At 68.7% G+C, this 21,601-nt stretch carries 29 protein-coding genes; 22 read left to right on the top strand and 7 right to left on the bottom strand.

The features are described 5' to 3' along the window. Nucleotides 1–288: 288 nt before the first annotated feature. The 16 genes from secY (at nt 289) to truA (ending at nt 9,804) form a co-directional block, all read left to right on the top strand. Nucleotides 289–1,590 carry a preprotein translocase subunit SecY gene (gene secY / locus ACYVIP_RS19020; RefSeq protein ID WP_460398023.1) on the top strand — a complete coding sequence of 434 codons (1,302 nt, stop codon included), beginning with the start codon at nt 289–291 and terminating at the stop codon, nt 1,588–1,590. Further along, the gene (locus tag ACYVIP_RS19025; RefSeq protein WP_460398025.1) at nt 1,587–2,144 is read left to right on the top strand and encodes an adenylate kinase; all 558 of its coding nucleotides are present in this window, start codon (nt 1,587–1,589) and stop codon (nt 2,142–2,144) included. Before secY ends, ACYVIP_RS19025 begins: the two co-directional genes overlap by 4 nt. A gap of 56 nt (nt 2,145–2,200) precedes the next feature. After that, nucleotides 2,201–2,968, top strand: a complete 768-nt coding sequence (gene map / locus ACYVIP_RS19030) for a type I methionyl aminopeptidase (protein WP_460398225.1) — start codon at nt 2,201–2,203, stop codon at nt 2,966–2,968. Between the two features lie 699 nt (nt 2,969–3,667). Further along, a complete protein-coding gene (locus ACYVIP_RS19035) occupies nt 3,668–3,868 on the top strand; it encodes a DddA-like double-stranded DNA deaminase toxin (protein WP_460398228.1) in 201 nt (66 codons plus the stop codon). Beyond that, nucleotides 3,865–4,371, top strand: a complete 507-nt coding sequence (locus tag ACYVIP_RS19040; protein ID WP_460398027.1) for an Imm1 family immunity protein — start codon at nt 3,865–3,867, stop codon at nt 4,369–4,371. Before ACYVIP_RS19035 ends, ACYVIP_RS19040 begins: the two co-directional genes overlap by 4 nt. Nucleotides 4,372–4,435: 64 nt before the next feature. Next, complete coding sequence (locus ACYVIP_RS19045) at nt 4,436–4,714, top strand: helix-turn-helix domain-containing protein (protein WP_460398029.1); 279 nt, start codon at nt 4,436–4,438, stop codon at nt 4,712–4,714. Further along, nucleotides 4,707–4,808 (top strand): DUF397 domain-containing protein, encoded by a 102-nt coding sequence (locus ACYVIP_RS19050; protein ID WP_460398031.1) that lies wholly within the window; start codon nt 4,707–4,709, stop codon nt 4,806–4,808. Before ACYVIP_RS19045 ends, ACYVIP_RS19050 begins: the two co-directional genes overlap by 8 nt. 117 nt (nt 4,809–4,925) lie before the next feature. Next, nucleotides 4,926–5,147 carry a translation initiation factor IF-1 gene (infA, locus tag ACYVIP_RS19055; protein WP_005166804.1) on the top strand — a complete coding sequence of 74 codons (222 nt, stop codon included), beginning with the start codon at nt 4,926–4,928 and terminating at the stop codon, nt 5,145–5,147. 19 nt (nt 5,148–5,166) lie between these two features. Next, nucleotides 5,167–5,280 (top strand): 50S ribosomal protein L36, encoded by a 114-nt coding sequence (gene rpmJ, locus ACYVIP_RS19060; RefSeq protein ID WP_010148647.1) that lies wholly within the window; start codon nt 5,167–5,169, stop codon nt 5,278–5,280. 157 nt (nt 5,281–5,437) lie between these two features. Continuing rightward, nucleotides 5,438–5,818, top strand: coding sequence for a 30S ribosomal protein S13 (gene rpsM, locus ACYVIP_RS19065; RefSeq protein ID WP_460398033.1), 381 nt, complete (start codon nt 5,438–5,440; stop codon nt 5,816–5,818). Continuing rightward, nucleotides 5,815–6,009: a hypothetical protein gene (locus ACYVIP_RS19070; RefSeq protein ID WP_460398035.1), complete on the top strand. Its 195-nt coding sequence runs from the start codon at nt 5,815–5,817 to the stop codon at nt 6,007–6,009. Before rpsM ends, ACYVIP_RS19070 begins: the two co-directional genes overlap by 4 nt. Nucleotides 6,010–6,027: 18 nt before the next feature. Further along, nucleotides 6,028–6,435: a 30S ribosomal protein S11 gene (gene rpsK, locus ACYVIP_RS19075; protein ID WP_460398037.1), complete on the top strand. Its 408-nt coding sequence runs from the start codon at nt 6,028–6,030 to the stop codon at nt 6,433–6,435. A gap of 23 nt (nt 6,436–6,458) precedes the next feature. Then, on the top strand, nt 6,459–7,064 hold the full coding sequence (rpsD, locus tag ACYVIP_RS19080) for a 30S ribosomal protein S4 (protein ID WP_460398039.1): 606 nt from the start codon (nt 6,459–6,461) through the stop codon (nt 7,062–7,064). Nucleotides 7,065–7,157: 93 nt separating this feature from the next. Continuing rightward, a complete protein-coding gene (locus tag ACYVIP_RS19085) occupies nt 7,158–8,210 on the top strand; it encodes a DNA-directed RNA polymerase subunit alpha (protein WP_460398041.1) in 1,053 nt (350 codons plus the stop codon). Continuing rightward, on the top strand, nt 8,210–8,944 hold the full coding sequence (gene rplQ, locus ACYVIP_RS19090) for a 50S ribosomal protein L17, sunset domain variant (RefSeq protein WP_460398043.1): 735 nt from the start codon (nt 8,210–8,212) through the stop codon (nt 8,942–8,944). The genes ACYVIP_RS19085 and rplQ overlap by 1 nt, the downstream gene beginning before the upstream one ends. A gap of 71 nt (nt 8,945–9,015) precedes the next feature. Next, the gene (gene truA / locus ACYVIP_RS19095; protein WP_460398230.1) at nt 9,016–9,804 is read left to right on the top strand and encodes a tRNA pseudouridine(38-40) synthase TruA; all 789 of its coding nucleotides are present in this window, start codon (nt 9,016–9,018) and stop codon (nt 9,802–9,804) included. Here truA and ACYVIP_RS19100 read toward each other — a convergent pair. The 4 genes from ACYVIP_RS19100 to eccE form a co-directional block, all read right to left on the bottom strand. Then, nucleotides 9,792–10,034 carry a hypothetical protein gene (locus tag ACYVIP_RS19100; RefSeq protein ID WP_460398045.1) on the bottom strand — a complete coding sequence of 81 codons (243 nt, stop codon included), beginning with the start codon at nt 10,032–10,034 and terminating at the stop codon, nt 9,792–9,794. The two genes, truA and ACYVIP_RS19100, sit on opposite strands and share 13 nt — an antisense overlap. Nucleotides 10,035–10,119: 85 nt before the next feature. After that, nucleotides 10,120–11,706, bottom strand: coding sequence for a S8 family peptidase (locus ACYVIP_RS19105; protein ID WP_460398047.1), 1,587 nt, complete (start codon nt 11,704–11,706; stop codon nt 10,120–10,122). Nucleotides 11,707–11,971: 265 nt separating this feature from the next. Next, on the bottom strand, nt 11,972–12,625 hold the full coding sequence (locus ACYVIP_RS19110; protein ID WP_460398232.1) for a hypothetical protein: 654 nt from the start codon (nt 12,623–12,625) through the stop codon (nt 11,972–11,974). Nucleotides 12,626–12,842: 217 nt separating this feature from the next. Then, complete coding sequence (gene eccE, locus ACYVIP_RS19115) at nt 12,843–14,081, bottom strand: type VII secretion protein EccE (RefSeq protein WP_460398049.1); 1,239 nt, start codon at nt 14,079–14,081, stop codon at nt 12,843–12,845. 313 nt (nt 14,082–14,394) lie between these two features. On the opposite strand from eccE, the gene eccB reads away from it, so the two are divergent. From eccB to ACYVIP_RS19130, 3 genes are all read left to right on the top strand, one after another. Next, nucleotides 14,395–16,068, top strand: coding sequence for a type VII secretion protein EccB (gene eccB / locus ACYVIP_RS19120; protein WP_460398051.1), 1,674 nt, complete (start codon nt 14,395–14,397; stop codon nt 16,066–16,068). Between the two features lie 99 nt (nt 16,069–16,167). Beyond that, a complete protein-coding gene (locus tag ACYVIP_RS19125; protein ID WP_460398053.1) occupies nt 16,168–16,485 on the top strand; it encodes a hypothetical protein in 318 nt (105 codons plus the stop codon). Beyond that, on the top strand, nt 16,485–17,567 hold the full coding sequence (locus ACYVIP_RS19130) for a WXG100 family type VII secretion target (protein WP_460398055.1): 1,083 nt from the start codon (nt 16,485–16,487) through the stop codon (nt 17,565–17,567). Before ACYVIP_RS19125 ends, ACYVIP_RS19130 begins: the two co-directional genes overlap by 1 nt. Nucleotides 17,568–17,621: 54 nt before the next feature. On the opposite strand, the gene ACYVIP_RS19135 is transcribed toward ACYVIP_RS19130, so the two are convergent. Then, entirely contained in the window at nt 17,622–17,747 is a 126-nt protein-coding gene (locus ACYVIP_RS19135) for a hypothetical protein (RefSeq protein WP_460398057.1), read from the bottom strand. Between the two features lie 78 nt (nt 17,748–17,825). After that, nucleotides 17,826–18,908 carry a magnesium and cobalt transport protein CorA gene (locus tag ACYVIP_RS19140; RefSeq protein WP_460398059.1) on the bottom strand — a complete coding sequence of 361 codons (1,083 nt, stop codon included), beginning with the start codon at nt 18,906–18,908 and terminating at the stop codon, nt 17,826–17,828. 290 nt (nt 18,909–19,198) lie between these two features. Between ACYVIP_RS19140 and ACYVIP_RS19145 the strand changes: the two genes are divergently transcribed. Both ACYVIP_RS19145 and ACYVIP_RS19150 read left to right on the top strand, forming a co-directional pair. Then, nucleotides 19,199–19,705 (top strand): MaoC family dehydratase, encoded by a 507-nt coding sequence (locus ACYVIP_RS19145; RefSeq protein WP_460398061.1) that lies wholly within the window; start codon nt 19,199–19,201, stop codon nt 19,703–19,705. Between the two features lie 5 nt (nt 19,706–19,710). After that, entirely contained in the window at nt 19,711–20,826 is a 1,116-nt protein-coding gene (locus ACYVIP_RS19150) for a DUF2332 domain-containing protein (RefSeq protein ID WP_460398063.1), read from the top strand. Between the two features lie 16 nt (nt 20,827–20,842). Here the strand turns inward: ACYVIP_RS19150 and ACYVIP_RS19155 are convergent, their stop codons facing one another. Further along, nucleotides 20,843–21,247: an NUDIX hydrolase gene (locus tag ACYVIP_RS19155; RefSeq protein WP_460398065.1), complete on the bottom strand. Its 405-nt coding sequence runs from the start codon at nt 21,245–21,247 to the stop codon at nt 20,843–20,845. Between the two features lie 187 nt (nt 21,248–21,434). Here ACYVIP_RS19155 and ACYVIP_RS19160 point away from each other — a divergent pair, with 187 nt between their 5' ends. Next, complete coding sequence (locus ACYVIP_RS19160; protein ID WP_460398067.1) at nt 21,435–21,599, top strand: hypothetical protein; 165 nt, start codon at nt 21,435–21,437, stop codon at nt 21,597–21,599. Nucleotides 21,600–21,601: the final 2 nt, after the last annotated feature.

Genomic DNA, 21,601 nt, shown 5'->3' on the forward strand with positions numbered 1-21,601 from the left:
CTCGATCGGTGTTCACGAGCGCACGGTGCCGGTGTCGCCCCGGAGGCGGCGGGTTCGGTCGCTGGACCGAACGGACTACCCGCGGTGTGGGAAGTCCGGCAACGCCAAGGGGGTGCAAGCACTGCTTGCTGTGCTGTTAGAGTCGTTGACACGCTTCGGGTGGAATGCCCTCCGTAGCGGTACTGGCTTGCCAGGACTCTGGCGGTCAGTCTTTATGTTCCGGCCGGGGTAACAACCGGCAAAGTCGATCACCGGCAGGAGCGCCGGTGACGCCGAGGAGGTTCCTGCGTGCTCAGCGCCTTCCGCTCGGCTCTCGCGACGCCGGACCTGCGCCGCAAGATCCTTTTCACCCTCGGAATCATCGCGGTCTACCGCGTCGGGGCGATGCTGCCCTCGCCCGGGGTCTCGTACCCCAATATCCAGAAGTGCATCGACGGGGTCGACGACCAGAGCATCTACCAGCTGCTGAACCTGTTCAGCGGCGGTGCGTTGCTGCAGCTCTCGGTGTTCGCGCTGGGGATCATGCCCTACATCACCGCGAGCATCATCATTCAGCTGCTGCGCGTGGTCATCCCGCGTTTCGAGCAGCTGCACAAGGAGGGCCAGTCCGGCCAGGGCAAGCTCACGCAGTACACCCGCTACCTGACCATCGGTCTCGCGGTACTGCAGGCGACCGGCATCGTGGCGATGGCCGACCGCGGCCAGCTCTTCGGTGAGTGCCCGGACCCGATCATCCCCGGCGGCACCACGTTCGACCTGATCATGATCGTCATCACGATGACCGCGGGCACCGCGCTCATCATGTGGTTCGGCGAGCTGGTCACCGAGCGCGGTATCGGCAACGGCATGTCGCTGCTGATGTTCGTCAACATCGCGGCCCGCATCCCGGCCGAGGGTGGCAACATCCTGCAGAACTCCGGTGGCCTCGTGTTCACCATCGTCTGCATCTTCGGGCTGCTGATCATCGTCGGTGTCGTGTTCCTCGAGCAGGGCCAGCGCCGCATCCCGGTGCAGTACGCCAAGCGCATGGTCGGCCGCCGGATGTACGGCGGCACCTCGACCTACCTGCCGATGAAGGTCAACCAGGCCGGCGTCATCCCGATCATCTTCGCGTCCTCGCTGCTCTACCTGCCGGACCTGATCACCAAGCTGGCAGGTGACTCGAACAGCTGGTGGGCGCGCTTCGTGGCCGACCACCTGACGAGTCAGAGCGACTGGGTGCACATCCTGACCTACTTCGCGCTGATCATCTTCTTCACGTACTTCTACATCAGCATCCAGTTCAACCCGACTGAGCGTGCTGACGACATGAAGAAGTACGGCGGCTTCATCCCGGGCATCCGCCCAGGCCGGCCGACCGCCGAGTACCTCAGCTTCGTGCTGAGCCGGATCACCCTGCCCGGGTCGATCTACCTCGGCATCATCGCCGTGCTGCCGAACTTCTTCCTCGACATCACCGGAGACGGCCAGAACCAGAACTTCCCGTTCGGTGGAACCGCCGTACTGATCATGGTTGGCGTCGGTCTTGACACGGTCAAGCAGATCGAGAGCCAGCTGATGCAGCGCAACTACGAAGGGTTCCTCAAGTGACACGACTTCTCCTCGTTGGTCCGCCGGGTGCGGGCAAGGGCACCCAGGCGGCCGTACTGAGCGAGAAGCTCTCGATCCCGCACATCTCGACCGGGGAGCTGTTCCGGGCACACATCAACGATCAGACCGAGCTGGGCCGCAGTGTCAAGCAGTACCTCGACTCCGGCCAGCTCGTGCCGGACGAGGTGACCAACCAGCTGGTCGTCGAGCGTCTCGGTGAGCCGGACATCAACGGCGGCGGTTTCCTGCTCGACGGTTTCCCGCGCAACATCGGCCAGGCCGACGTGCTCGGCAAGTACCTGGCCGAGGTCGACAAGAAGCTCGACGCGGTGGTCCAGCTGGAGGTCGACGAGGAGGTCGTCGTCGGCAGGCTGCTCTCCCGCGGCCGGGCGGATGACAACGAGGACGTCATCCGCCACCGCCAGGGCGTCTACCGCTCGGAGACCGCGCCGCTGCTCGACTACTACCGCGACATCCTGCTCACCGTGGACGGCGTCGGCGAGGTCGAGGAGATCACCACCCGGGTGCTGAACGCGCTGCGCGATCGGACGTGACCCGTGGTGGTCTGCTCGACGGGTTACGGCTGTCCATCCAGTCGTGGCGCGGCCGGATGATCGAGCTGAAAGCACCGGCCGAGATCGAGGCGATGCGGGCCGCCGGCCTGGTGGTCGCGACCGCCCTCGGTGAGGTCGCCAAGGCCGTACGGGCCGGCGTGAGCACCGAGGAGCTCGACCAGATCGCCGAACAGGTGATCCGCGAGGCCGGCGCGGTGCCCAGCTTCAAGGGCTACCGGGGTTTCCCGGCCAGCATCTGCGCCTCGGTCAACGAGCAGATCGTGCACGGCATCCCGAGCACGACCCAGATCCTCGCCGACGGCGACCTGATCTCCGTCGACTGCGGCGCCATCCTGGACGGCTGGCACGGCGACTCGGCGGTCACCCTCCCGGTAGGCGAGCAGAGTGCCGACGACGAGGCCCTGTCCGCGGCAACGAAGGCCGCGATGGAGGCCGGCATCCGCGCCGTGCGCCCCGACGGCCGCCTGACGGACATCTCGCACGCGGTGGAGACCGAGGTACACGCCGCCGAGCGGGCCGCCGGCCGGCAGTACGGCATCATCCGCGAGTACGGCGGCCACGGCATCGGCCGAGCCATGCACATGGAGCCCTTCCTGCCCAACTTCGGCAAGCCCGGCAAGGGCCCACGCCTGCGCGTCGGCATGGCCATCGCCATCGAGCCGATGCTCACCCTCGGCGGCGAGGAAACCCAGGAACTGGACGACGGCTGGACAGTGGTCACCGTCGACGGCTCCCGAGCCGCCCACTGGGAACACACCGTGGCCGTAACCGAAGACGGCCCCTGGGTCCTAACCGCCCCCTAACTCCTGTTGGACCGCAGCGAAGGGTCCCTTCACTGCGCCCAGTGCAGTGAAGGGACCCTTCGCTGCGTTGAGAGGTCCAGGCTGGCGCCGTACTGGTCGCCTCTCAGTGGCACCTCACCGAACGGGTGACAGCCGGACAGGTGCACCTTCCGTCCGAGCGACCTTGATAGCGCCCGAAAAGCTCTACGCTCGTCGCGGACTCGCCGAGCTCGGCGCCGATGCGCTGGTGCGGCTGAACAGGCTTCTCGTGCCGACGAGTTGGGGCTGGAATGGCGCTGAAACCCGCCGGTAAGGCGCTCTCGTCGCTGACCGGCATCGTGGTCATGGCCGCTGTGCTCTGGCTTCTGCTGAATTTCGTTTACGCACCGAGCTGTGGTCGGTTCGCATGTAGTTACGAGCCGTCTTGGTGGCCGAAGGCCGAAGCTGACAGTGCCAGTGCGGACAGCTGCCCGGACGGCATCGATGCCGCTGCGAACGATGCCGAGTGGGCAGCAGCCCAGCTGGCGTCGCTTCAGAACGCTGATGCCAAGATCACGACTGGTCTGTTCTTCGACGCGGATGGCGCCGCACACCGGATCGAAAGCGGTCGAGACGACAACTCCGAACGCGTTCTTGCGACCATGTACGACGTGGGTGTAGTCCAATCACCGGTTCGGCCCCAACGTGGTCGATCATGTCGAGACCAAAGTGGCTGCGCTGATGCGCGAACAGAACCTCTCGGCTGGAGTGTTGGTGATCAATTTTCCTCGCGGAGTGTGCGGCACCGAGAGCCAACAGCCGTACTCCTGTGCGGCCATGGTTCCGGCCATCCTGCCGGCAGGGGCCACGCTGGCGGTCTGGTCGCCCCGTGAGCTGACTGCTGGGCGACCCTCGGTCAAGTTGATCGGGAACGCGCGATGACCACCAGTCGTGACCTGGCCAGGGTCGACCTCGCCGGCCCGGATGACCGGTACCTGCAGGCAACCGGCGTGTTCTATCTCCGTGGCGCGGTCCACAATGTCACGTTCGATGATGCGGACGCGGTGGTCACGTTGCTGGAGCTGATGGGGTCGGCGGGCGACGACACGATGGTGCACAGCCTGTACCTCACGCCTCAGGGTGAGTCGGCGCCGTCGGCCAACCTGCGGTTTCAGTTCAACCGGGAACATCAGGTGGCTGGTGCCGTGCTGGTCGTTCTGGACAGGCAGCGACGGCTCTACTCGTGGCGGACCCTGGGCAACGCCGGCCGCGATGACGTGCTTCTCGTGCACGACGCCTGGAACCCCGGCGACACCGCCCTACCGCCCGAGGCGTTCATCACCGTGGCGGAGCTGCGGGCGGCGGTGGTCGAGTTCGTCACGGGTGAGGTGCTGCCACCCCGCGGGGTCGAGTGGGCCGCGGTGGCTGATGTCGGCTGGTCTTAATCCGATCGGGGGATACTTTCCGGCGGGCTGGAGCTGCGGAACTCTGCGGGATTGACGTCTCCGCATGGACGCGCGAATCGGGCCGGCGCAGGCCCGTGAACTGGCAGCGGAAATGCGGAACAACCGTGAGGCGATGGAGGTTTCCGAGCACGTGTTGGCCGGCCTGTTGGGCTGGTCGGTGAGCAAACTGACGCGGGTCGAGCACGGGCTGGAGCCGGTCAGCGAGATCGACGTGGTGCGCCACACGGCGAACTGCGGCGGGACGACCGAGATGATCGAGGGCATGCTCGACCTCTGTCGAGACCCGGGCGCCCCTGACTACTGGCTGTGTTGCTGTGCGTGACTCGAAGAACACGGAGGGTCCGACGCTCGCGTTCGGGTTCGGGGCTTGGCAGGGGCTGGTCGGCGCAGGGTTGGCCCCGATTCGCCGGCGCTGAGCAGGCGCGTACACTAGATCGGTGGCGCAGTCGTTTGCGCCGTTTCCGTCATGCGTATTGCCCGTCAGGGACATGCAGGACGGTATGCGTATGACCAGCAAGCGAAACGCGGAGGACATGGGCAAGAAGGACGGGGCCATCGAGGTCGAAGGCCGTGTGGTGGAGCCGCTCCCCAACGCGATGTTCCGGGTCGAGTTGGAGAACGGACACAAGGTCCTCGCACACATCAGCGGCAAGATGCGTCAGCACTACATCCGCATCCTGCCAGAGGACCGAGTGGTCGTGGAGCTCTCGCCCTACGACCTGTCCCGCGGCCGAATCGTCTACCGCTACAAGTAGGGCCAGGAGAAACAGGGACGTGAAGGTCCAACCGAGCGTCAAGAAGATCTGCGACAAGTGCAAGGTGATCCGCCGTCACGGTCGGGTCATGGTGATCTGCGAGAACCTGCGCCACAAGCAGCGCCAGGGCTGATCGCCGCACCGGGCACCTCGCCGGACGGACGCACAACAGAAGATGCCCTCCCCACACCTGCCGAGCCACACGGGCTCGGTTCACCCCCGGACCAGGCCGGGGCCCGCCACTGGCGGGACGGTTGGGGAGCAGACCTGGAAGACATTAACGAGGAGATATGGCACGCGTTTCTGGCGTCGACCTCCCCCGCGAAAAGCGGATGGAGATCGCGCTGACGTACATCTACGGCATTGGCCGTACTCGCTCCAGGGAGTTGCTGGCGGCCACCGGGATCAGCCCGGACCTGCGGGCCAAGGACCTGTCCGACGAGGACGTGTCCAAGCTCCGCGAGCACATCGAGCGCAACTACCGCGTCGAGGGTGACCTGCGCCGCGAGGTCAACGCCGACATTCGGCGGAAGATCGAGATCGGTTGCTACGAGGGGCTGCGCTGGCGTCGTGGTCTGCCAGTGCGCGGTCAGCGCACCAAGACCAACGCCCGTACTCGCAAGGGTCCCAAGAAGACCGTCGCCGGCAAGAAGAAGGCTGGGAAGAAGTGAGCACGGTCGGATCGGTCGTCGCACAGCGACGACGCAACCGCCAGTTCGTGGCCCTGCACGTGGCGCCGCGCAACGCTCGGCCGCAGGCTCTTCGCGACCTCTACCGCGATGCCGGCACGATCCGCCGCCTGGACTCGCGCGCCGACGAGTCGGCGCAACCGTCCACGCAGACCACCCAGACTTCTCGGTAACAGGAGCGTCTCGAAGAAATGCCACCCAAGGCCCGTCAGGGCGCCGGGGTAAAGAAAGTCCGGCGCAAGGAAAAGAAGAACGTCTCTCACGGCCACGCGCACATCAAGAGCACGTTCAACAACACCATCGTCTCGATCACCGACCCGGCCGGGAACGTGATCAGCTGGGCGTCCAGCGGCCACGTCGGCTTCAAGGGCTCCCGCAAGTCCACGCCGTTCGCCGCGCAGATGGCCGCCGAGAACGCCGCCCGCAAGGCGGCCGAGCACGGCATGCGCAAGGTCGACGTGTTCGTCAAGGGCCCCGGCTCCGGCCGGGAGACCGCGATCCGGTCGCTGCAGGCGGCCGGGCTCGAGGTCGGCACCATCCAGGACGTCACCCCGCAGCCGCACAACGGCTGCCGGCCGCCTAAGCGGCGTCGGGTCTAGGGGCAGGGAAGGAGTAGGCAGAAATGGCTCGTTATACCGGCCCCGCGACCCGTAAGTCGCGTCGCCTGAGGGTTGACCTCGTCGGCGGCGACCGCGCGTTCGAGCGCCGTCCCTACCCGCCAGGCCAGCACGGCCGCGCGCGGATCAAGGACACCGAGTACCTGTTGCAGCTGCAGGAGAAGCAGAAGGCGCGCTTCACCTACGGCGTGCTGGAAAAGCAGTTCCGGCGCTACTACGCGCAGGCCGCGCGCACCAAGGGCAAGACCGGTGAGGCGCTGCTGCAGCTGCTCGAGTCCCGGCTGGACAACGTGGTGTACCGCGCTGGCCTGGCCCGTACTCGCCGGCAGGCACGCCAGCTGGTCAGCCACGGTCACTTCATCGTGAACGGCAAGAAGGTCAACGTGCCGAGCTTCCAGGTGTCGAAGTTCGACATCATCGACGTGAAGCCGAAGTCGGTCAACACGCTGCCGTTCGTGGTCGCCAAGGAGTCCTTCGGCGACCGGCCGATCCCCGGCTGGCTCCAGGTCGTGCAGAGCAACCTGCGCATCCTGGTGCACCAGCTGCCGGAGCGCGCGCAGATCGACGTGCCAGTGCAGGAACAGCTGATCGTCGAGTTCTACTCGAAGTGAGTTCGCCTGAGGGGCGGTCCTCCCGGGCCGCCCCTCAGGTCAGTTCCCAGTGGCGTCAAATAGCGGGCGCCCAAGGAAAGAAGGAAGAAAACAGTGCTGATTTCTCAGCGGCCCTCGCTCAGCGAGGAGCCGGTCAACGAAACTCGCTCCCGGTTCATGATCGAGCCACTGGAGCCCGGTTTCGGCTACACGCTCGGCAACTCGCTGCGTCGCACGTTGCTGTCCTCCATCCCCGGCGCCTCGGTGACCAGCATCCGCATCGACGGTGTGCTGCACGAGTTCACCACCGTGCCCGGGGTCAAGGAGGACGTCACCGACATCATCCTGAACCTCAAGGAGCTCGTGGTGAGCTCCGAGGAGGACGAGCCGGTGACCATGTACCTGCGCAAGCAGGGGCCGGGCGAGGTCACCGCCGGCGACATCGTGCCGCCGGCCGGGGTCACCGTGCACAACCCCGACCTGCACATCGCCAGCCTCAACGGCAAGGGCAAGCTCGAGATCGAACTGGTCGTCGAGCGCGGCCGCGGCTACGTGCCGGCCGTGCAGAACAAGCAGGCAGGCGCCGAGATCGGCCGCATCCCGGTCGACTCGATCTACTCGCCGGTGCTGCGGGTCACCTACAAGGTCGAGGCGACGCGTGTCGAGCAGCGCACCGACTTCGACCGGCTGATCCTCGACGTCGAGACCAAGCCGTCGATCACCCCGCGGGACGCGGTCGCGTCGGCCGGCAAGACGCTGGTCGAGCTGTTCGGCCTGGCCCGTGAGCTCAACGTGGACGCCGAGGGGATCGAGATCGGTCCGTCGCCGCAGGAGGCGGACACCATCGCCGCCTACGCGATGCCGATCGAGGACCTCGACCTCACCGTGCGTTCGTACAACTGCCTCAAGCGCGAGGGCATCCACACCGTGGGTGAGCTCGTCTCGCGCAGCGAGGCCGACCTGCTGGACATCCGGAACTTCGGTGCCAAGTCGATCGACGAGGTCAAGATGAAGCTCGTCGGCCTCGGTCTCGCGCTGAAGGACAGCCCGCCCGGGTTCGACCCCACCACCGCAGCCACGGACTACGCGAGTGAGGGCTGGTCGGACACGGTGAGCGATGCCGGCAACGACGATGGCCAGGACTACGCGGAGACGGAGCAGCTGTAATGCCCACGCCAACCAAGGGCGCCCGCCTGGGCGGCTCGCCGGCCCACGAACGGTTGTTGCTGGCGAACCTCGCCACCGCGCTGTTCGAGCACGGCCGGATCACCACCACCCAGGCCAAGGCGAAGAAGCTGCGGCCATACGCCGAGCGCCTGATCACCAAGGCGAAGGTGGGTGACCTCCACAATCGCCGGATGATCATGAAGGTGATCCGCGACCAGGAGATCGTGCACCGCCTCTGCACCGAGATCGGCCCGTTCTTCGCCGATCGCAAGGGTGGCTACACGCGCATCCTGAAGACGTTGCCCCGCAAGGGTGACAACGCGCCGATGGCGATCATCGAGCTCATCCAGGAGAAGACGGTCACCGCCGAGGCCGAGGCCGCGCGCAAGACCCGGTTCGCCAAGGACGAGCAGGCAGCCGCCACGGACACGGCCGACGAGGCCGCGACCGAGGCGCCCGCCGAGGACACCGCCGCCGCGACCGCCGCCGACGTGGTGGTCGAGGAGAGCGAGTCCGACGACGAGCACCCCTACGGTGCCGGCAGCCACGTGGCGCTGGAGGACGGCTCGGAGCCGGAGGGTTTCCCGATCAAGGGCAACGCCGACTCCATGCTGTTCCACGCGCCGGGCACCTCACACTACGACCGCACGGTCGCCGAGGTGTGGTTCCGGACCGAGCAGGACGCGGAGGAGGCGGGCTTCAGCAGGCCGCCGTCACAGGAGGACGAGTCCTGACCTCCGCCACCCCAGCGGAATCCGCCGAGCCCGTTGCCCCGACCAGGGGCAGCGGGCTCGTCCGGTTCCGGCTGGGCATCGCCTACGACGGCACCGAGTTCTCCGGCTGGGCCCGCCAGCCCGACCGGCGCACGGTGTGCGGGGTCATCGAGGACACCATGTCGCTGGTGCTGCGCCAGGACGTCCGGCTGACCGTCGCCGGCCGCACCGACGCCGGCGTGCACGCGAGCGGTCAGGTGGCGCACTGTGATCTGCCGGCCGACCTCGCCGGCGGCGCGTTCGTCGGCCGGCTCGCCCGCGCGCTGCCGGCCGACGTCCGGGTGTTCGCCGCGCAGCCGGTCCCCTCGGCGTTCGACGCCCGGTTCTCGGCGCTGCGCCGGCACTACGTCTACCGCGTCTGCGACCAGCTGTGGGCGGCGAACCCGTTGCGCCGCAACGACACCGTCAGCTGGCCGCGCCGGCTGGACGAGACCGCGCTGAACGCGGCCGCCGGCCGCCTGGTCGGCGAGCACGACTTCGTGGCGTTCTGCAAGCGCCGCGACGGCGCGACCACGATCCGCGAACTACAGCGGCTGGCCTGGACCCGAGGCGAGGACGACGTGCTGTCGGCCGAGGTGTCGGCCGACGCGTTCTGCCATTCGATGGTCCGCAGCCTGGTCGGCGCGCTGCTGGCGGTGGGGGAGGGCCGGCGCCCGGTCGACTGGCCGGCGACGCTGCTGAGAGCCGATGCCCGCGCGAACGACGTGACGGTGGCCCCGGCCCACGGCCTGACGTTGGTCGGCGTGGACTACCCGCCCGACGAGCAACTGGCGGCCCGCGCGGAACGCACCAGGAACGTCCGGGTGGCTCAGCGTCCCTGAGTGCGCCGGTAGGCGTGCTGGACCTGTTCGACGAGGTGTTCGCCGTTCTGGGTGAGCCCGGTGATGGTCACATTGCCGCCCTTGGCGACCTTCAGTGTGCAGCTCAGGGTCCCGCCGGCCCGGCGGGCAAGCGCGGTGTCCTTGACCGGGTTGAGGACGACGTCGTCGAGGTCGGCCCAGGGGATCGTCCTGGCGACGCCGGCACGGGTAATCGGGACACCTCCGGTCACATCGGAAAGTGTCCCATTCTCGGGGTCAGACACCGAGCGGCGCGTTCCGGGGGAACGCGCCGCTCGGGTCAGCTGGTCGACTGGGTTACAGGTCCAGTGTCCAGGTGTCGATGTTGCCGGTGTCCTGGGAGGCCGCGTCCCGCACCCGGAGGTTCCAGGTGCCGTTGGCCGCCTCGCTGGCCAGGTTCACGGTGTAGGTCTGGTTGATGTTGTTGGCGCTGCCGCCAGACCGGTTGTGCAGGTTGTACACCGAGCCGTCCGGCGCGACCAGGTCGACGACCAGGTCACCGATGTAGGTGTGCACGATGCCCACCGCCACGGTCGCCGAGGTGCCGCCGTTGCTGTCACAGCCGGAGATGGTGATCGGGCTGCTCACGGTGGAGTTGTCGGAGATCGGGTAGTCGGTCCCGTTGGAGGCCGCGGTGCAGCCGGTCGGCGGGTCCGGGTCCGGGTCGGTGCCGCCCGCGCCGGTGTAGAGCAGGGTGTTCGGCGAGCCGGAGCCCGGGCTGCTGATCTTGTTGGGCGTGCCGCTCGACTTGAGCGCGTCCTGGACCTGGGCCGGGGTCGCGGTCGGGTTGGCGGCCAGGTACAGCGACGCCGCGCCGGCCACGTGCGGCGAGGCCATCGACGTGCCGCTGATGGTGTTGGTCGCCGAGTCGCTGCTGTTCCACGCCGAGGTGATGTTCTGTCCCGGCGCGAAGATGTCGCTGCAGGTGCCGTAGTTCGAGAACGAGGCACGGGCATCGCCGTTGGTCGACGCGTTCACCGTGATCGCCTCGGCCACGCGGGCCGGGGTGAAGTTGCACGCGTTGGAGTTGGAGTTGCCCGACGCCAGGGCGTAGGTGACGCCGTCGGCGATCGAGTTGCGCACGGCGTTCTCGGTCGCGGTGTCCGAGCCGGAGGCGCCGAGGCTCATGTTCGCCGTCGCCGGGCCGGAGGTGTGGTTCTGGGTCACCCAGTCGATGCCCGCGGCGACGCCGGCGAACGAGCCGGAGCCGGCGCAGTTGAGCACCTTGACCGCCACCAGCCGGACTTCCTTGGCCAGGCCGTGTGCCGTGCCGCCGATGGTGCCGGCGACGTGCGTGCCGTGCCCGTTGCAGTCGGTGTTGTTGCCATCACCGGTGGTGTTGGTGCCCCACGAGGCGCGGCCGCCGAAGTCGCTGTGCGAGGTGCGGATACCCGTGTCGATCACGTACGAGGTGACGTTGCTCGCCGTCGTCGAGTACGAGTAGTTGTTGTTCAGCGGCAGGTCACGCTGGTCGACCCGGTCCAGGCCCCACGACGGTGGGTTGGGCTGGTCGGCCGTGATCCGCACGGTGCGGTTCTGCTGCACGTAGTCGACGGCCGGGTCGGCGGCCAGCCGCCGGGCGTCCTGCGCGCTCATCGTGCCGGCGAAGCCGCGCAGGGCGGCGGTGTAGGTGTAGTCCACCTCGCTGGCGTACTTCGTCGCGGTGGCCGCGACCTGGTCCTCGACACTCTGTGCGGACATCGCGGTGTCCTTGAACACGACGATGTAACTGTCCTTGATCGAGTCCGCCGAGCCGGCGTACAGGACCTGGCCCTCGGCGGCCTGCGCCGTGGTCCCGAGACTGACACTCAGCAGTGCGGCCGTGGCCGCGGCGAGTGATGCCCCGACAATGCGTCTAGTCGTGATGACGCGGGACTTGCTCATCACCTGGTCTCCTTTTCAGGGCACAGCCGAGCCCAAAGCCCTCGCGGGCCCGGCCGTGGGATGGAGGGGGGAAGTTCCGAGCGAACAAGCTCAACACTTGTCCGCCGGCCCCGGTGACGCAAGGGAACCAAGCGTGTTCGCTCTGCGATTTATGAACACTATCCAGTGGTCGTGGGAAGAAGTTCGCCCAACCGGTCCTGCGAATTCGGCTGTCTGCCGCGTCCCGGGTGGACAAAAGGGACAGACCCCGGGACGGGGCCCGCGCTCAGTCGCCTCGGCGGACCGGGCCCAGGATCGCCTGCTCCTTCTGGGTGGTGACCAGCCGCAGCGGCTTCCACAGGTTCTTGCCGAGGGCGACCACCTGGTCGTCGGCCAGCGTGGTCAGCTGGTGGACCATCGGCGGCGGCAGCCGCCAGATCCGCGCGGCGAGTTGGGCCTGGCCGACCGGGAGTCGTTGCAGCAGCACCAAATCCGCGGCGTTGGCGGTGGCCCCGGCCTGCGGGTGCATGTAGGGCAGCACGTACACCGTGGTCTGCCACGGCGAGCGCGGCGGGAACAGCTCCTGGGGAGTCGGCCCGCCGTCGTGCACGACCAGCAGCGGCCCGTCCTCCGACGGCCGGGGCAGCTCGACCGGGCTCAGCCTGCGGATCTGCACCAGCGGCGCCGGCCGCCCGTCCGGCCCGTTGCCGGCCGCCTTCTGCAGCACCTGCCAGGCCGCCGGCCTGCCGGTGGCCACGACCACCCACGCGCCGACCGCCATCGCCCGCAACGCCACCTGCCGCGCCATGTACAGCCCGCCGACCAGCACGATCCTGGTCGGCGCCGGCCGCAGCGCGGAGATCGTCAGCGGCTCACCCTGCAGACCGGAGCCGAGCATCATGCCGCCGCGGTCGCCACTGGGGCTGATCGCGTCCAGCATGGCCGCGTCCACCAGGTACTCCTGGCTCAGCCCCGTCCCGCTATGTGTGTCAAGCAGCCTTGAGGATCCGCCACCTTTACTCACTGTTCCGCCTCCCCGGGATTAAAGGTGTTGGTCGCGCTGGGAAGTGGCAGGCGCTGGTTGGGGACGTACTGGTGGCTGGGGTGCTTCACGTTCCCCTGAGGTGCGGCTGGGTAGCACTTGGGCTGCTTTGAACTCATGCTCGGCCTCCCAACGGCAGCGTTGCTGCCAGGCCGCTGATCTGGAGGCCGCGTAGGGGGGTGAGGGTGACGCCCAGGCGGTCGGAGATCGAGGACAGGCGGCCGTCGGCGTACTCCAGCTCCGCTGGCGTCCGGGCGCTGACCCGTACCAGGCCGCGCAGGCCGACCTTGTTCTCCTCCGCGCCCGGCGAGATGGTCACAGCCACCGTCGAGGACAGCGCGCGCACCCCGGTCAGCGCGTTCAGGTTCTGTGCCACCCGGCCGCGTGACCAGCCGGTGATCGCGTAGCTGGCGTGGCCGACGCCGGCCGCGGTGACCCCGGTCCAGCGCTCGCGCAGCGCCACCCGCTGGTTGGAGCCGGCGACTGCGGTGAGCTCGGCGGCCGAGATGCCGGCCTTGAGCAGCTCGTCGGGATCCAGCGGCCGGGTCGGCACGCCGCGGGACTCGAGCGCGTTGCGCACCCGGGACAGCGCGCCGATCAACGCCCGGTGCGCGCCGAGCACGCCGCCGCCCCGTTCGCGGACGGCCGCCGGGCAGCGCCGGGGGTCCAGTCGCACGGCGACCCAGGTGGTGCGCCGCGCGGCGGCCGGCAGCGGGCCGAGCACCTCCATGTAGGAGGCGAGCGCGGGGGAGTTCGGCGGCAGCGCGGCGCTACCCGGGTAGCAGTGCCAGATGACCTGGATGGCGTCGAGCACCACGCCGCGGTCCTCCAGGCACGGGGTGAGCGCGCCGAGCGGCAGGTTGGGCGAGCCGCCGACCTGGGTGACCAGTCCGGGCGCCGGGTCGACCAGCAGCACCGCGGTCCAGGTGCCCTCGTGCCAGGCCAGGCCGAGCGGGCGGCGTTCGTGGTCGGTGCCGTGCGCGACGACCAGGTCGGGCACGGCCAGCCGCAGCAGGCTCACCCGAGGGTCGTCCGGGCCGGTGACCTGGGTGCCCTCGTCGGCGGCGATCTGCTCGATGCTGATCGGGTTGGTCGGCCGGGAGACCCTGGCGTGCTGGCGGAACGCGTACTTGAGGGTCAGCTTGATCCACTGGGTGAACCAGCGGCCGCGCCAGCGGATCGCGGCGATCACCAGGCCGACGAGCGCTATGAAAATGGCCACATAGGCCATCACGTTGGTGTTGTCGATGGCCAGCAGCACCAGGCCGATCGCGACCGCGATCTCCACCACGACGAGGTTGGCCACCGGCAGCGTGCCCAGGCTCGCGCCGCTGGTGCGGCGGCGGGCGGTCATCGGCTGACGCGGTGGTTGGGCAGGCGGCTGCGCCGGTCCGGCGCCGGGTGGGCCGCCGGGGCCCTGGGGGCCACGCGGTCCGTTCGGCCCGTTGCCGCCAGGACCACCTGGGCCCGGCGGTCTCGGCGGCTGGCCCGGTGGAGGCGTCCTGCCCTGACGTGGAGGAGTGCTCACCGACATCCGCTCGAATCTTCCCCTCGTTGATGTGCTCCCGGTGGACGATTGTGCCGATCCATGCGAACCCGCCTGCAACCGACGCCGGTAGGTCTATCCTGCGAGACGGTACCGCGAGTGGGGAGCTGTAGAGGCCGGAATGCCATCGACACCGACTACCAAGTCCCAAGTACAGGCGTATCGCTTCGTGCTGCGCCGGATGCAGTCAGCGCTGGTCCGTAAGGACGCGGTGATGCTGCACGATCCGATGCGCACGCACAGCCGTGCGACCGTCGTCGGCGTGTGCATCGCCGCGATCGGCCTGATCGGGTTCCTGATCTGGGGAATCCTCTCGCCAAAGGCCAAGGCGCCCAACGACGACGGCATCGTCATCGCCAAGCCGTCCGGCCAGGTCTACGTGCTGATCGCGAAGCCGGAGAAGAAGCTGATCCCGGTGTTCAACCTGGCGTCGGCCCGGCTGCTGCTGCAGGCGCAGAAGGAGAAGGACGCGCAGGGCGGCGACAACGCGGCCGCCGCGGCGGCCTCCGCCGGCAGCACCGAGGTCGTCGCGCCGAAGGTGATCGACGACAACGAGCTGCGCGACATCCCCAAGGATCGCAAGGCCGGCATCCCGGAGGGCCCCGAGGTCCTGCCGAGCGCCGACCAGCGCGTCACGCCGCCGTGGACCGTGTGCGACAAGGCGACGCTGAACGAGAACGCGGCCGACGAGGACGTCGACAAGAACGTCGCGAACGAGAAGAACTCCGAGACCACCGTGATGGCCGGGGTCGACCAGCTCGGCGCGGAGCTCAAGCAGAACGAGTCGCTGCTGGTGCGCCTGGACGTCGAGTCACCGGACCAGGAGCCGGAGGACCAGCCGGCCTACCTGGTCTACCGCACCCCCGGCACGGCCAACCTGCCCAACACCAGCGCGGTGCGTGCCGAGGTCGACCTGTCCGACGAGGCGGCGAAGCAGGCACTTGGCCTCAACGGCATCGAGCCGCGTGAGATCAGCATCGGCCTGCTCAACGCCATCCCGGAGAAGGCGGCGTTGACGGTGGACGACATCCCCGGGGTCGGCTCGACCTCCGATGTCGAGATCGACGACGCCGACCTGCGGCGGGTCGGCTCGGTGTTCGAGGTCCAGCGGGCCGGTAGCCCGTCGGAGTTCTACGTCGTGCACCGCGATGGCCTCGAGCGGGTCAAGCAGACCACCGCCGACATGCTGCGCTTCCGGCAGAGCCTGAACGCCGAGCTCGAGGTGGTCAGCCCGGACGTGATCCCGGCCGCCGACCCGGTCGACGAGATCGACGACCGGACCTTCCCCGAGATCGAGCCCGAGGTGCTCGCGCCGAGGAACTTCCCGGTGGCCTGCCTGAGCTGGAAGACCATCGGCGAGGGCGCCAACCGCGAGGAGCGCACGGCGGTGTACGTGGGCAAGGAGATCCCGGGCAAGCCGAAGCCGGTGAAGATCTCCACGCCGAGCGCGGACGGCGTCCGGATCGACTACTTCTACATGCCACCCGGCCGGGCCGCGGTCACCCGCCAGGCCACGTCGAAGGAGGACTTCGACACCGGGCAGATCACGCTGATCTCCGACCGGGGCATCAAGTACGGCATCCCCGACGCGCAGACCGCGGCGGTGCTCGGCCTGGACAACCAGCTGCCGGCGCCCCGCAGCATCCTGCAACTGCTGCCGGACGGGTCGACGCTGTCGACCGGCGCGGTCCTGCAGAGCTTCGACGCGCTGGACTACGAGCAGGGCGAGTTCCCGGAGGCGGACGAGGAGCAGGCGGCCGAGGGCGGCGGCAGCGGCCAGTCCGGTGGCGGTTAGTCCCTCCGGCCCAACTTTCGCAGGTACGGGAACCCTCTTGGCTGGCCTATCGTCGGACCACTTGACGTGTGTGCGACCGCCGGCCGAGAGGGTTTGCCCGTGTCCGGGATCAAGTTCGACGCCGACTGGGTCGGCGGGTACGCGAAGCTCACCGAGGCCAGCGCCGCCGCGCTCGACGAGGGTGTGCGGACCATGGCCACCGAGCCACTGACCGACGAGTCGTTCGGCCAGCTTGGGCGGACCGTGCACTCCACCCAGGCCTACGGCCAGGCCGCGCAGCAGCTGCGTGACCAGCTGGCCAGGGCGGTCGAGGCGCTGCGGTCGGCGTCCACCGGCCTCGGCGAGGTCTCGAAGGTCTACCAGGACACCGATGACGAGGGCGCGGCCACCGTCACCCGCGGCCAGCAGGGGGCGTGATGAACGACGTGACCAGCCAGGCGGACGTGCGCACGCTGCCCGCGCAGCGCGGTGGTCCGGACGGCGGTGAGGTCGCCGACGGGTTCGCCGGGCACCTCGACTACCTGTCCCGCCTCGCCCGCGACCTCGGGGTGTCCGACCCGGTCGAGGAGTACTTCTCGCCGGTCGTCGGCCGCTGGAGCGACCTGCACGCCGAGGCCGACCGCTGGCGGCTGGTCGGCGACGCCGCCCAGGACGTCACCGAGTCGCTGAACAAGCCGCTCGGCGGGCTGGACGCGGCCTGGGACGGCGCGGCCGCGGACTCGTTCATCGAGTACATGCAGAAGTTCGGCCTCGCCGGCCAGGACCTGTCCGACGCGATGCTCGGCATCGCCGACGTGCTGGACATCACCGCGGAGGGCATCCGCGAGGTGGTCATGCAGCTGGCCACGGTGCTCGGGGAGACCGCGGAGTCCGCCTCCGAGGCGATGGTCATGCCGGTGCAGGGGGACGAGCGCACCCGCCAGTACCTGGACATGATGCGCCGGCCGACCAAGGAGCTGTTCGAGGCGGTGCGCCAGATCCTGGAGGCGTTCGTGCGCCTGTGTGAGGGCATCGACGGCGCGCAGGCCTTCGAGCAGATCACCATGGCGCACACGTTCCCGGAGAACAACTGGAGCTTCGAGTCGCCTGCGCCGCCCGAGGTGCCAAAGCCGGCCGAGCCGGCGGAGACGTCCAAGGCCGAGATCGGCGGCCTCGGCGGTGGCGGCGGTGTCGGTGCCGGTGGCGGTGGTTTCGGCGGTGGCGGGGCCGCCGCGGCCGGCGTGCCCGCCCCGAGCGGCCCCGGCGGCTTCACCTACGCCACCGAGCAGCCGCCCCCCGCGCCCAAGCCGGAAACCGGCGCCGCCGCGGCGTCCTCCGGTGGCGGTGGCGGCCGGGGCGGCATGGGCGGCGGCATGATGCCGATGATGGGCGGCATGGGCATGGGCGGTCAGGGCACCGGCGGTGACCACAAGAGCCGGGTACGGGTGATCGCCGACCCGACCGAGGTCTTCGGCGAACCGCAGAAGGCCTCCGCCCCGATCATCGGCGACGACGACTGATGCCCTGAATGAGGCATTGGCGACGGTCAACGTCCCGAATGGGGCATTCAGGGCTTAGCGGGGTGGGGCGCTGGCCGGGTCGACGGTCGGGCCGAGTGCGATCAGCACGGTGATCACGGTGAGCCAGGTCAGGACAAAGGCGAGCACCCAGAAGCGTGAGTTGGTGAGCAGCCGGTTCATCGGGGACCTCCCATCGGCAATGGGGCGGATGCGGTGCGCGGGTGGGCTGAGCGGGCCGCGGCGTCGCGGCCGGCCCAGCTACAGCCATCGATTCCGGCGGAAGATCCGGTACAGGATCAGGCAGGCGCCCAGGATCACGAGCATCACCAGCGGGTAGCCGAACCGCCAGTGGGTCTCCGGCATGTAGTCGAAGTTCATGCCGTAGATGCCGGCCGCCATCGTGGGCACCGCGATGATCGCCGCCCACGAGGTGATCTTGCGCATGTCGGCCGCCTGCTGGAGGTTGATCTTCGCGAGGGTGGCGTCGACCAGCGTGGTCAGCAGCTCGTCGAAGCTCGCGACCTGCTCGGAGACCGTGGTGAGGTGGTCGTCGACGTCGCGGAAGTAGGAGCGGACCTGCTCGGGGATCAGCGGGGTGTAGCCCTCGGCGAGCCGGCGCAGCGGCACCGCCAGCGGCACCACCGCGCGGCGCAGTTCCAGGATCTCCCGCTTCATCAGGTACATCTGCTCGGCGCTGACCGGGCTGCGTGGCGCGAACACACTGGTCTCGATCACGTCGATGTCGGTCTCGAAGTCCGCGCTCACCGCGAGGTAGCTGTCCACCACGCGGTCGGCGATGCCGTGCAGCACTGCGGCCGGGCCGATCCGCAGCCGCTCCGGCTCGGCCTCCAACTCCTCGCGCAGCTTGCCGAGACCGGAATGCTTGCCGTGCCGGACGGTGACGATGTAGTCCCGGCCGAGAAAGGCCATGATCTCGCCGGTGTCGACGATCTCGTTGGCGCTGGTGGGGGACTCGTGCTCGATGTAGCGGACCGTCTTGAGCACCATGAACAGGTTTTCCTCGTAGCGGTCCAGCTTGGGCCGCTGATGGGCGGTGACCGCGTCCTCCACCGCCAGCTCGTGCAGGCCGAACGTCTCGGCGACGCCCTGGATCTGCTCCTCGTCCGGCTCGTACAGGCCGATCCACACGAAGCCGTCGCGCCGGCGGCGGACCTCGGCGATCGCGGCCGCGTGCGAGAACCGGCCGGGCAAACGCTTTCCGTCCACGTAGACGGCACAGTCGATGACGTGCGCGGTGGTCGTCGACTCGGTGTAGGTCACCGCCGCCGCACGGCGGCTGGAGCGGCCTCTCAGGCCACCGAGTGAGGGGATGGCAGGCATGTCTCCTCCAGCGATGAACGTCGGTTCACGACGCGCCAGAGTTCTCCGGCGCCGGAGCGCCCGGCCGGAATCCCGAGGGGCCTGCCCGCTAGCGGCGGACCCATCCAGCGAGGACGCGGGTCGTACTGCAACCAGTCACGCCGTCATGGCTATGCGGGTCGCTCACGCGTCCTCACCTCCTTGGGTCGGTGGTGGTGGTAGCTGTCTCACACACCAGTTGTCAAGAGTACTCCACCTGGCAGACTGCGTTGGGTTCGGACGGTTGCCGGGAGGGACACGGAGGGCAAACTGTGCAGTTCGGCCGGTACTACGAGGAGTTCGAGGTCGGCGAGGTCTACAAGCACTGGCCTGGCAAGACGGTCACCGAGTACGACGACCACCTGTTCTGCCTGCTGACCATGAACCATCATCCGCTGCACCTGGACGCCAACTACGCGGAGAACACCACCGACTTCGGGCGCAACGTGGTGGTCGGCAACTACGTCTACTCCCTGCTGCTCGGCATGTCGGTGGCCGACGTGTCCGGCAAGGCGATCGCGAACCTCGAGGTCGAGTCGCTGCGGCACGTGAAACCGACCTTCCACGGGGACACCATCTACGGCGAGACCGAGGTGCTGGCGAAGACCCCGTCGAAGTCGAAGGACGACCGGGGCGTGGTCCATGTGGAGACCCGCGGGTACAAACAGGACGGCACGATCGTGTGCATCTTCCGCCGCAAGGTGATGATTCCCAAGCAGTCCTACGGCGTGGCGCGCGGCGGGGAGCAGCCTGGCCGGCCGGTACCTCGGGCAGACTGAGCGCCATGACAGCGGCCACGCCGGCGGAGATCAGCAGCAGGCTGCGGTGGTTCGCCGAGGACCACGCGGTGTCGATCTCCCCGCTGTACAGCCATCTGGCGGGTCAGGCAGCCGACGACGAGGACCTGGTCGGGTTGCTCACCGCGACCTCGGCCGACTCGGCGCATCCGACCCTGTTGTTCGCCGCCGTGCAGCGGGTGCTGCAGACCGAGCCGTTCCACGCGCTGGCGAACTACTACCCGTCCCTCGGTGGCAGCTACGGGCCAGACAGCGAGACCTGGCCGCTGTTTCGCTCGTTCGTGCTGGAGCGCGCCGACCGGGTGCGCGCGCTGATCGCCACCCACGTGACCCAGACCAACGAGGTCCGCCGCTGCGCGACGCTCTACCCCGCCGTGGCGATGGCCGCGAGGCAGGCCAGGACGCCGGTCGCGCTGCTGGAGGTCGGCACGAGCGCGGGGCTGCTGCTCGGCATGGCGAACTACTCCTACCGGTACCAGACCGAGCAGGCCGGCCAGGTGGTCGCCGGACCGGCGCGCTCGACGGTCGGGCTGCACTGCGCGCTGGCCGTCGCGCCGGGCGCGAACCTGCCGTCGATCCCCAAGAAGCTCGCGGTGGCCACCAGGATCGGCCTGGACCCCAATCCGGTCGACCTGACCGACGAGGACCAGTACGCCTGGCTGGAGGCCTGCATCTGGCCGGACCAGCCGGAGCGTCTGCGGCTGTTCGGCGCGGCGGCCAGCGCCCAGCGCAAGTCCCGGCCGGAGTTGGTGGCCGGGGACGCCGTCGACGGCATCGCCGGGGTCGCCGACCGCATCCCGGCCGACGAGCCGATCGTGGTGTTGACCTCGAACGTGCTGTGGCTGCTGTCCGACGAGCGCCGGGAGGCGTTCATCGCGGAGCTGGGCACGCTCGCGGAGCGCCGGCCGGTGTGGTGGGTCAGCCTGGAGGGCTACCGCGCGGCCATGACCTACCTGCTGCCCGACCGCGACGACCTGGTGGCGCCGAGGGGGGAGCGGACCTTCGGCGTGCTCGGCCTGGTCCGCTGGGCCGACGGCGCCCCGCAGGCCACCGCCCTGGCGCGCACCGCGTGGCACGGCGAACGGATGGAGTGGCTCAGCTGATCCCGTTCGGGTCGGCTTACGCGCGCGGTAGCGCCTGCCAGCCACGCAGGGTGATCGCGAGTTGGTCGACGAGGTGACCGGCTTGCTCCATCGAGTGGAACTCGGTCAGGTCAACCCATTCGGCGGCTGTGGCGTCGTCGCCCGCGCGCAAGGTGCCGTCGACGACGGTCGCGGCGTAGTCGAAGATCTCGTACACCCCGGCCGGCGCGCTCCGCTGGACGCTGCCGACCAGGTTTCCTGGTACCACGCGCAGTCCGGTTTCCTCGAGCAACTCGCGAATCACGGCCGTTGAGTCCGATTCACCCGGTTCCACGCGGCCCCCGGGCAGCGACCACAGACCCCGACCGGGGGGTGTCCCGCGCCGAATCAGCAACAAACGTCCCGTTGCGTCATGCACGATCGCGCCGACACACCTGATCATCGGAAGATCACCCCCCTCTTGGGCACTGAGCGTAGCCGAAATGGGCTACCACACGGGGGGACTGCCCCAAGAGCGGGACTACTCTCCCGTTCCGCTGCGCGGTGCGGTACAAGTGTTTCAAGGTATGTCAGCCAACCGACGATCGCGGATCGCGTAGGACGGATCGCGTAGGACACGGAGTAGCACGGTGAATGTCAAGAAGGTTCTGATAATTTCCGGCGCTGCGTTGGTGGTGTTCTTCCTGGTGACCCAACCGGTCCAGTCGGCCAGTTTGGTTACCTCGATCCTGAACACCCTCAAGGATGCTGCCGAAGCAGTCATCACATTCGTTCGCTCGGTCTTCCAGACCTGAGC

It is taken from the genome of Actinophytocola sediminis (assembly GCF_054779715.1).